At 62.0% G+C, this 9777-nt stretch carries 8 protein-coding genes; 7 read left to right on the top strand and 1 reads right to left on the bottom strand.

The window, feature by feature from the left end:
• Positions 1-227: 227 nt before the first annotated feature.
• The gene (locus KHO31_RS38630; RefSeq protein WP_211626058.1) at positions 228-1118 is read right to left on the bottom strand and encodes a LysR family transcriptional regulator; all 891 of its coding nucleotides are present in this window, start codon (positions 1116-1118) and stop codon (positions 228-230) included.
• A 98-nt stretch (positions 1119-1216) separates the two neighbouring features.
• On the opposite strand from KHO31_RS38630, the gene KHO31_RS38625 reads away from it, so the two are divergent.
• The 7 genes from KHO31_RS38625 to KHO31_RS38595 all read left to right on the top strand — a co-directional run bounded on the left by KHO31_RS38625 (position 1217) and on the right by KHO31_RS38595 (position 9521).
• Positions 1217-2770 carry an AMP-binding protein gene (locus KHO31_RS38625; protein ID WP_211626056.1) on the top strand — a complete coding sequence of 518 codons (1554 nt, stop codon included), beginning with the start codon at positions 1217-1219 and terminating at the stop codon, positions 2768-2770.
• A gap of 11 nt (positions 2771-2781) precedes the next feature.
• Positions 2782-3963, top strand: coding sequence for an acyl-CoA dehydrogenase family protein (locus KHO31_RS38620; RefSeq protein WP_211626054.1), 1182 nt, complete (start codon positions 2782-2784; stop codon positions 3961-3963).
• A gap of 55 nt (positions 3964-4018) precedes the next feature.
• Positions 4019-5116 (top strand): CaiB/BaiF CoA transferase family protein, encoded by a 1098-nt coding sequence (locus KHO31_RS38615; protein WP_211626062.1) that lies wholly within the window; start codon positions 4019-4021, stop codon positions 5114-5116.
• 55 nt (positions 5117-5171) lie between these two features.
• The gene (locus KHO31_RS38610) at positions 5172-6467 is read left to right on the top strand and encodes an MFS transporter (protein WP_211626052.1); all 1296 of its coding nucleotides are present in this window, start codon (positions 5172-5174) and stop codon (positions 6465-6467) included.
• Positions 6468-6581: 114 nt separating this feature from the next.
• Positions 6582-7640 (top strand): porin, encoded by a 1059-nt coding sequence (locus KHO31_RS38605; RefSeq protein ID WP_211626050.1) that lies wholly within the window; start codon positions 6582-6584, stop codon positions 7638-7640.
• Between the two features lie 64 nt (positions 7641-7704).
• Positions 7705-8076 (top strand): BON domain-containing protein, encoded by a 372-nt coding sequence (locus tag KHO31_RS38600; RefSeq protein ID WP_211626048.1) that lies wholly within the window; start codon positions 7705-7707, stop codon positions 8074-8076.
• Between the two features lie 20 nt (positions 8077-8096).
• The gene (locus tag KHO31_RS38595) at positions 8097-9521 is read left to right on the top strand and encodes a serine hydrolase domain-containing protein (protein WP_236071732.1); all 1425 of its coding nucleotides are present in this window, start codon (positions 8097-8099) and stop codon (positions 9519-9521) included.
• The last annotated feature ends 256 nt before the right edge of the window (positions 9522-9777 follow it).

Raw genomic sequence — 9777 nt, 5'->3', positions numbered from 1 at the left:
TGCGATCCACCGTCGAGACTTACTGCTACGCCGCCCTCAGGAAATTCTCGCGCCTATGGAACGAAAGCGACGAAAACCGATCCCGATTGACACGGAAAGTCATATCAGTCCTTCGGCCAATTCCGACCGCTCGAAACTCGCGACTGCTCGTCTGCTTGCATCCCGAGTGCGGACATTCGCGGGAAACCACAACAAGGAGCGTCAACAGATAACCATGCCGGCATTGTTCAGTTGGTCCATTCCTGGAGCAGTGCCATCGCGCGCTGCGCGAGCGGAGAAAGATACGCTCCCTTTCGAAACACCACGCCGATTTGCCGGCGCAAGTCGAGTTCATTGGTGTCGAGGTTGAGCGCGCGCAATCCTTCTAGCGCGTCAAACGATTCAGTGCCCGCGACGCAGAGCATCGCGGTGCCGCGCAGCAGATGCAGCAGCGAGGTGCTGCCGAAATCGGTTTCCACGCGTAGCTTGGGCACGTCGAGACCGAGCTTGGCGAAGGCCGCGTCCACTTGCTGACGAAGGGGGATGGTCGGCCCTGGTAGCAGCCATTCCTGATCCGCCAGATCGGCCAGCCGCAGATTGCGCTTCAGGTGCAGCGGATGCGACTCATCGGCGAGCACGGACAGGCTATCGCGAAAGAGTTCGACGAATGATAGTCCGTCTGCATCCGGCTTCGGCTCGGGAGCCACAATCAGGTCGAGTTCACCCGCAACGAGTAAATCGACAAGGTCGCGTGCAAGACGGCGCCGCAGTCGCAGGCGCGCAGCAGGACGCTCCTTCAGCAACTGGCGACAGGCGCCCAGAACGAGCGCAGCCGGCACGGTCGGCGAATAGCCAAGACTCAGCACGCCTTGTTCGCCGCTACGGATGGCGTGCATTTCCTTCAGCGCGTCCTCGTATTCCAGTGCAATCCGCCGTGCACGCGCGAGAAACAGCGAACCCGCCTGAGTGGGCGCGGCCCCATTCGCCGTGCGCTGGAACAACGCGAGGCCGGTCTGCGCCTCGACACGCTGGATGGCTTTGGTCAGCGCCGGCTGGCTCATGCCCAGCGCCTCCGCGGCCTTGCCGATGCCGCCGTGCTCCTCTACCGCAAGCAGGTAATCCAGATCCCGGGTCTCCATGGGCATTCCTGTTGGCTATGGCTTTATAGCCAATGCCGCATTGTGGTGATGGCTTGCATCTTACAGACTAACGCCAGCTTTGATAAAGGAGACACCGATTGGGCTTTGCTTACTTTCTGCGCCGCGCCGCGCGTTATTGGGGCGACAACGTTGCGGTCATTCATCGCGACCGCGAGCTGACGTACCGTCAGCTTGACGAACGCTCGACCCTGCTGGCGAATGCGCTCCTGGGGCTGGGCCTTGCGAAAGGCGACCGGGTTGCGGTTCAGGCCCGCAACTGCACGGCGCTGGTGGAAATCGAATGCGCGCTATACAAGGCAGGGCTCGTCAAGGCCGCGCTGAATCCGCGCTTTACGGCACACGAAGCGGCGGATGTCGTTGAGAATTGCGCGCCGCGCGTCATGATCGCAGGCGAGGGATTCACGGCTTACGATCGTGCGTCGCCTGGCTTCGGTTCGGTCGAGTCGTTCATTTCGCTTGGCGCGCCTGCGACTGGATACGCCGATTACGAAACACTGATTTCGAGCGCCAGCCCGCGTCTGCCCGAGGTCGCGTTGTCTCCGGACGATCTCGCCGTGCTGCACTTCTCTTCCGGCTCGACCGGCAAGATCAAGGCCGCCATGCAGACCTACGGCAATCGCCTCGCGTCGCTGCGCAAGATTCTGCTGAGCATGGATTGTCCCGCGAAACCCGGCGACCGGCTCGGGTTGATCGGTCCGATCACGCACGCATCCGGCATGTTGATGCAGCCATACCTGTATTCGGGCGCCACGCTCGTCCTGTTCGACACGTTCGAGCCCGCGCACTTTCTGCGGGAAGTCGAGCGGCTGAAGATCACGCACGTGTTCATGGTGCCCGCGATGATCAACATGTTGCTCAACGATCCCTCGCTGGACACGGCCAATCTGACGAGCCTGAAGATGCTCGGCTACGGTGCCGCGCCAATGGCGCCGGCCCGTATCCAGGAAGCGTGGACGCGTATCGGTCCGGTGCTGTCGCAAGGATACGGCGCGAGCGAATCGACCTCGGGCGTCACACGTCTTTCCATCGCCGATCATGCTGACGCGATGGCCCATCGCCCGGAGCGGCTTGCGTCGTGCGGCCGGCCCACCGGCGAGACTGAAGTGCTCGTCGTCGACGAACACGGCCGCGAGGTCAGCGGGGATGCGCTCGGCGAAATCGTCATTCGCGGCGCCGACGTGTTTCATGGCTACTGGGGCGCGCCAGACCTCACGCGGGAAGTACTCGTCGACGGCTGGCTGCGGACCGGCGATCTCGCGCGCGTCGACGAGGAAGGGTACATCTACCTCGTCGACCGTCAGAAAGACATGATCATTTCCGGCGGCTTCAACGTCTATCCGACTGAAGTCGAGGCCTCGCTTTACCAGCATCCCGATGTCATGGAAGCGTGCGTGATCGGCGTTCCCGATGAGAAGTGGGGCGAAAGCGTCAAGGCTGTCGTCGTGCTGAAGAGCGGACGCAACACGGTTGCGGACGAGATCATCACCCATTGCCGCGCGCGGCTCGCTGACTACAAGCTTCCCCGTACCGTGAATTTCGTTGCCGATCTGCCCAAGAACGCGAGCGGAAAGATCGCCCGCAAGCTCGTTCGCGAGCAGTACTGGCAGGGCGTCTCGCGCCGAGTCAATTGAAGAGGAAGCTTATGTTCGATTACCTGAATAGCCCTGCGTTTGTCGAAACCCGCGCGGGCATACGCCGCTTCGTCGCGGAGGAGCTGCGGCCGATGGAGCAGGAGCTCGGCCTCGGCAGCGAAGATGTATGGCCGCGCGAGACACTGCGTCGCGTATGGCGCCGCTCCGCCGCACTCGGCTTCTACGCGGCATGCCTGCCCGTCCAGCTGGGCGGCAAGGGCTTGTCGATTCTCGAACAGTGTGCCCTCAAGGCGGACCTCGCCGCGTCCGGTTCCGCACTCGCGCCGCATGTGCTCGGCGACCTGGGCGGTCCGCCGCGTGTCGGCAACATGCTCAAGTATGCGAGCGCGGATCAACTTGCACGCTATTTCGAACCGGTGATACGCGGCGAGAAGTCGACCTGTTTCGCGCTGACCGAACCGCACTCCGGTTCGGATGCGCAGAGCATTGCCACCACGGCGGTCGTGGACGGCGACGAACTGGTGATCAATGGCGTCAAGCATTACATCAGCGGCGCACCGTTCGCCGACTTTGCCATCGTCATGTGCGTGACGGACGCATCGACCACGCCGCCCGCCATCACGGCGGTGCTCATCGATCTCGATCTGCCAGGCGTGACGGTGGAGCAGCAATACGTGCCGATGTCGGGGCAGCACATCGATGCGGACATTCGCTTTGTCGACGTTCGTGTGCCGCGCGCCAACGTGTTCGGCGGCGAGGGCAACGGGTTCAAGCTCGGCATGTCGCGCATCAACGTCAACCGGCTATTGCACTGTCCGACGATGCTTGGCCTCGCCACGGCGGCTTATGAAGCGTCGCTCGATTACGCCCGCACACGCCGGCAGTTCGGCGGTCCGATCGCACGGTTTCAGGCGATCCAGCACATGCTCGCCGATATGGCCGCGGCGCTGTGGGCATGCGAAAGCATGATCGCGCAAACCGCCGCGCTCGCCGATGCCGGTGCCGATCTGCGCATGAAGGCGGCAGCCTGCAAGCTGTTCGTGTCGGAACGCTGCTTTGAGATTGCGGACAAGGCCGTGCAGATTCACGGCAACGTTGGGGTGACGCGCCATCATCCGATCGAGCAGACGTTCCGCAAACTGCGCATGTTCCGTGTCTTTACCGGCACGAGCGAAATCCAGCGCAATACGATCGCCCGCGTGATTCTCGACCCTGCCGGCACAGCGGCATGACAGGCCAGCACAGTACGCTGGGCCTCGCTGGACCTTTTACGAAGAAACGATGCAGATGAAACCGGACTGGTCATGCCTGAACGGCGTCAAGATTGTCGATCTGAGTCAGTTGTTGCCCGGGCCGCACTGCACTTCAATGCTGATGCAATTGGGTGCGGACGTCGTCAAGGTTGAACCGCCGGGCACGGGCGATCCGGCGCGGCAACTCGGAAGCACAGTTTTCGCGCAACTCAACCGCGGCAAGCGCTCGGTCGCGCTCGATCTGAAAAGTGCCGACGGCAAGGCGACGTTTCTCGATCTGATACGGGACGCGGATGCGGTCGTGGAAGGCTTCCGGCCGGGCGTCATGCAGCGGCTCGGATTCGACTACGCCACGCTCGCGGAGGTCAACCCGCGTATTGTCATGTGCTCGATATCCGGGTTCGGGCAGACAGGGCCGTATTCGGCGTTGCCCGGCCACGATCTCAACTATCTGGCGCTCGGGGGATTCTGGTCGATACCGGTGCAGGTGAGCGAGCGCGTCGCGCGTCCGCGGGTTCGCCTCGCGGACTATGCCGCGTCGAGTCATGCCGCGCTCGCGCTGGCCGTGGCGGTTCTCAGCGCACGCCAGAATGGCCGTGGCCAGCATCTCGACGTGTCGATCCACGACTGCGTGATGGCATGGACGGCGCCCGCCGCGTGGACGTCGCGCGATTATGCGCAGGAGCCCATGACGTCGCCGACGGTCATGCCCGAGAACGACATTTTTGAAACCCGGGACGGGCGCTACCTCGCGCTGGGCATTCTGGAAAACAAATTCTGGCTGACGCTGCGCGAAGCGCTCGGTGCCGACTGCCCCGCGCTGATGGATGACCGGTTCGCATCGCGCCTCGGCAGGCAGCAGTTCAAGCGCGAGGTCAACGCGCTGCTCGCGCACATGTTCCTGGAGCGCACGCTTGCCGAATGGCTCGCAACGCTGGAGGCTTTCGATCTGCCGGTTTCGCCGCTGCTTGACGCACACGAGCTGTTTCTCGATCCGCACGTGCGCGCACGCGGCATGGTCCGCGAGTTTGCTCACGACGGATCCATGGCGGTGCGCTTTCCCGTGAAGTTCTCCGCAGGTCTGCCCGACGCAGGCGACACCGTCCCGCTGCTCGGTCAGCATGACGGCTGAGGCAACGCAATACCAGGGACGCGAAGACGTTCCGACCATCATGGAGACAAACCGAATGGCAATCGAACAAAGCGGGTATCGGCCCTGGCGGGCGTGGTCCATCGCGATCATGCTGGCCTTGATGATGCTTGTGAACTTTCTGGACAAGGTCGTGCTCGGCCTCGTCTCCGTACCGATGATGCGTGAGCTTCATCTGTCGCCCACGCAGTTCGGGCTGATCGGGGGCAGCCTCAACTGGCTGTTCTCGATCTCCGCCGTGCTCGGCGGCCTCGCGGCCAATCGCGCGTCGACAAAATGGCTGTTGCTGCTGATGGCCGGCGCATGGACCGCGCTGCAATTGCCGATGCTGGTTGCCGGCTCGATCTGGAGCGTGATCGCGTGCCGCGTCCTGCTCGGCGCGGGCGAGGGGCCTGCGTCGCCGGTTGCCGTGCATGCGCTCTACAAGTGGTTTCCCGACGCAAAGCGCAACCTGCCCGTCGCGGTACTTCACCAGGGCAGTGCGCTCGGCCTGCTGGTGGCTGGCCTGAGCATTCCGGCTATTACCGCGCATTGGGGTTGGCGAGCCAATTTTCTGGTGCTGTCCGCACTTGGCGGCCTCTGGTGCGTCGCGTGGCTCGTATTCGGCGCCGAAGGGAAACTGTCGAGTCCGGTGCGATCGGACCACACCGCGCGTGTTCCGTACGCGCTGCTGCTGACGGACCGAACGGTCCTGGGCGTTTTCGCAGGGCATTTCGCTGCCAACTGGATTCTCGCGATGACGCTCACCTGGACGCCGACCTGGCTGCAGCTTGGGATGGGTTACGCACCGCAAACGGCGGGCAGAATGTTCGCGTTGTTCGTGGCGATCACCGCGCCGCTGAGCCTGGGCCTGGCCTGGCTGTCCCAGCGCCTGCTGACGCGTGGCGTACCGTCGCGGGTTGGGCGCGGCGGCTTCCTGACGGTGACGCTCATCGTGGCGGGAGCACTGCTTGCCTCACTGGCGTGGCCGGGTCTCCCGCCGATGCTCAGGTTTGTCTTGCTGACGCTCGGCAGCGGCATGACGCTTGTGACGTACTCGATTGGGCCGGCCATGCTCGGCGAAGTGACGCCCGATTCACAGCGGGGTGGCATTCTCGCGCTAAGCAACGGTTTTTCGTCACTCGCCGGACTCGCCGCGCCGATCGTGACCGGCTTGCTGATCGAGGGCGCCGGCCGATCGACTGCGGTTGGGTTCGAAGAGGCGAGCGTCGCGAGCGGCGTGGTGCTGCTGGGATGCGGCGTGCTGTGCGCTTTCTGCCTCGACCCGCAGCGCTCGCTACGCCGCCTCGCCCTCGGCACGACACGTGCGCCGGGGGAACTCAACCCTGGTTGAACGGGGCTGACGGCACCGCCAAGACGGTTTATTGTCGCGTACTTCGGGATACGTGGCAGTTTTATGTTTTATTAGTTATCCATATGAATATACATAAAATAATCAAGGAGACGTATGAAGAAGGTCTTGTATGTGACGCTCATGAGCGTGCTTTCTGGTGCAGCCTACGCGCAATCGAGCGTCACGCTGTATGGCGACATTGGCGGAGGCGTCCGATGGACGAACGGCGCCAAGGGCGGTAGCGTCGTGGGCTACAACAACAATATCATCGCCGGCAACCAGTTTGGCTTCACCGGCAAAGAGGACCTGGGCAACGGTCTCAAGGCGATCTTCAAGCTCGAGAGCGCATTCAGCAGCGGCACGGGCGCGGTAAAGACCTCGGGTACGCTGTTTTCTCAGGCGGCCTTTGTCGGTTTGACCGGTGATTTCGGGCGTTTGACATTCGGCAGGCAACTGAACGCCAACGAAGACTTTGGCATTCTCATCGACCCTGCGGGCGGGCGAGGGCAGTCCATCGCAATCGAACCCGGCGTGGTGTACAGCGCGAACTATTTCACGCTCGATTCGCGCTTCAATAACACCATCAAGTACCTCGGGCAGGTCGGCGGATTCCGCTTCGGCGCCAGCTATTCGCCGGGCGGCGTGGCCGGCAATACGCGCGCCGGTACGAACTTCTCCGGTGCCGCCATGTATCAATGGGGACCCGCGCTTGGCGGCGTGTCCTATCAGAAGACCTACAACGCCGCCGCGACGCAGTGGGCGCAAACGTTCCAGACAGGCGGCACGCTGCAGATTGGGCCGGCGCGTCTTTACCTGAACTATGCCGACCTCACGGTCACCGGCACGACTTCGAGTGCGCCCCGGCGTCGTGACAAGATTCCAGGCGGCGGCATGGTGTGGGTGGTCACGCCGTCATTCCAGGTCACGGCCGCTTTCATCGACGACATCGCCAGCGATCTCGGCAACGTTCAGTCTGCCAGCGGCCACAAGATCACGACTTTTGCGATCACCGAATATTTCCTTTCGAAGCAGACCGAGCTCTATGCGGAGGTGGATCGCAACGGCTTCTCGGGCGCCTATCGCTATGACCCTGCCAACATCACGGCTCTTGGTCTCAACCCCGGCGGCCACGGATTGACCGGGGTTTCAGTCGGCCTGATGACCCGCTTCTAGGCATTCGCGGCGACGTGATGAGCGTTCAAATTCTCTACCTGTTTATATTGACCGAAGGATTGGCATGATTAACCCGCACCCAAGCCTGCAAGCCCTGTTTGCCGCGGCGCTTATCGCATTCGCTGGCAATGCCATGGCGCAGCCCACGCCCGCTCCGGCAGAAGAGGCGTCGTTCTCCCGCGCCTCTGCCGTCGCCGCCATGAAGGCGTCGAAGGCTGCGGACAGGAAACTTGCCCACCGCGTGGCGACCGCACTCGAAAGGACCCGTGGACTGAACGCAGCCCGCATTCTCGTCAAGGTTCGCGACGGGCATGTCACGCTAAACGGTTCGGTAACCGATAACGAGCAGGTCTCGTTGGCCGCCGATGCCGCAAGGCAAGTCGACGGCGTCAAGGCTGTGGAGAATTTCGTCCGCGTTTCCGGGCCGTCGCTCTAATGGCTTTGAAAAACCTCGTATTGTGCTGCGTCGAGCCTTGCTGCTGCGAAGGCGATAATGACAATGATGAATCTGGAAGACCGTTCACCAAGAGAAAACGTATGAACATCAGCAAACTTTCGTCGGCTTCGACAATCCGCTTGCGCGTCGCCGTGTCCGCGATGCTCATCGGCACAGCATTGCCGACAGCCGCGCATGCGCAAATGGCCGCGCCCGTCACGGATCCCGTTGAACTCGGCGTCATGCAAGGTTTTCCTCCGCCGACGGACAAGCTGGTAACGAAGGTGAACTCCTTGCGATTTCCCAACCTTGGGTGGGCGCTGCGCAACACGCGCATGATGATGCCGACGGCCAATGTCGAGCATGCGCGTGTGCCGATGCCTTTGCCAGTAGCGTCTACGCTCGATCCTGACAAAGTGCAGTTCACCGTGGATGGAACGACGTTGAGTCTCAGCGATTATCTGCGGCGAACCTATACCGATGGTTTCATTGTCATTCACGATGGGAAGATCGTTTACGAGGGCTATTTCAACTCCTATACGCCGCATCAGACTCACGCATGGGCCTCCATGACCAAATCGGTGACGGGACTGATTGCCGCGCAATTGATCGACGAGGGGAAGCTCAACCCGGAAGCGAAGCTATCCGCGTACGTACCTGAATTGGCGGGCACCCCATTTGGGGATGCCACCGTGCAGCAGAACCTCGACATGGAGGTGCCGGTCAGTTATCCGGCAGATCTACCACCGGATCTTGGCCTCTTCGGCGCCGTGGGATTCATCCCCCGCCGCAGCAATGCACCGGACAGCATCTACGATTTTCTGAAGGTGACACACCCAACGCCGAATGCGACCGCGGGTGCGATGTGGTACTACCAGAATGGCTCGCCGGAAGCGCTCGCCTGGGCGCTCCGGCGCATTACCGGTTTATCGTGGAGCGAAATGGTATCGCGCTCGATATGGCAAAAGATCGCTGAAGATGACGGTGACGTGGTCGTGGATCGCAAGGGGACGGAAATGGCAAGCGGCGGCTTCAATACGACGCTACGCGACGCCGCACGCTTCGGTGAATTGATGCGTAAGGGATCCGCCGGCGCTGCAACGCTGTTCCCGGTTTCGTCAATTCATCTTGCCTTAAAACCCACTGACAACGCTGGCGCCTTCGCGAAGGGCAATCTTGCCGCAGGACGGCCCGGCTATTCCTATCACGACTATTGGTACCAGGTGAACGACGGTGACAGGTCATTCGCGGCCGGCGGCCGATTTGGCCAATCGATTCTGGTGAATCCCAAAGCCGGCCTCACGATCGTCAAGTTTTCATCCTATCCCGATCAGGCCACGCGCCCGACGAGCGCAGCAGCAGGAAAAGCCATTCCGCGCGAGTCGCTTGCAACTGCCAGCGCTCTGGACGAGGCTGCGCGCGCAATCAAAGCCGCTATTAGATGAGGAACCGTAAGTCTCAACGACCGCGAAGACGGGGAAATTGCCGACAGACTACTTCGTTGCGGGGGGCATCGCGAGGCGAATGTCTGAATCGCACTCGGATTTGGACGTTCGGAGATGCGGGGACGAGAGTCCCGGTTGGGTCGGCGGACTGATATGACTTTCCGTGTCAATCGGGATCGGTTTTCGTCGCTTTCGTTCCATAGGCGCGAGAATTTCCTGAGGGCGGCGTAGCAGTAAGTCTCGACGGTGGATCGCA

This window comes from Paraburkholderia domus (assembly GCF_905220705.1).
GTDB lineage: Bacteria > Pseudomonadota > Gammaproteobacteria > Burkholderiales > Burkholderiaceae > Paraburkholderia > Paraburkholderia domus.
Note: the sequence above shows the minus strand (reverse complement) of the source record. Positions and strands in the feature narration are given on the sequence as shown.

What these genes read in the sequence shown, in the direction of transcription:
- KHO31_RS38630 (WP_211626058.1), bottom strand. Translation starts at nt 1,118, where the DNA reads ATGGAGACCCGGGATCTGGATTACCTGCTTGCGGTAGAGGAGCACGGC.
- KHO31_RS38620 (WP_211626054.1), top strand. Translation starts at nt 2,782, where the DNA reads ATGTTCGATTACCTGAATAGCCCTGCGTTTGTCGAAACCCGCGCGGGC.
- KHO31_RS38615 (WP_211626062.1), top strand. Translation starts at nt 4,019, where the DNA reads ATGAAACCGGACTGGTCATGCCTGAACGGCGTCAAGATTGTCGATCTG.
- KHO31_RS38610 (WP_211626052.1), top strand. Translation starts at nt 5,172, where the DNA reads ATGGCAATCGAACAAAGCGGGTATCGGCCCTGGCGGGCGTGGTCCATC.
- KHO31_RS38605 (WP_211626050.1), top strand. Translation starts at nt 6,582, where the DNA reads ATGAAGAAGGTCTTGTATGTGACGCTCATGAGCGTGCTTTCTGGTGCA.
- KHO31_RS38600 (WP_211626048.1), top strand. Translation starts at nt 7,705, where the DNA reads ATGATTAACCCGCACCCAAGCCTGCAAGCCCTGTTTGCCGCGGCGCTT.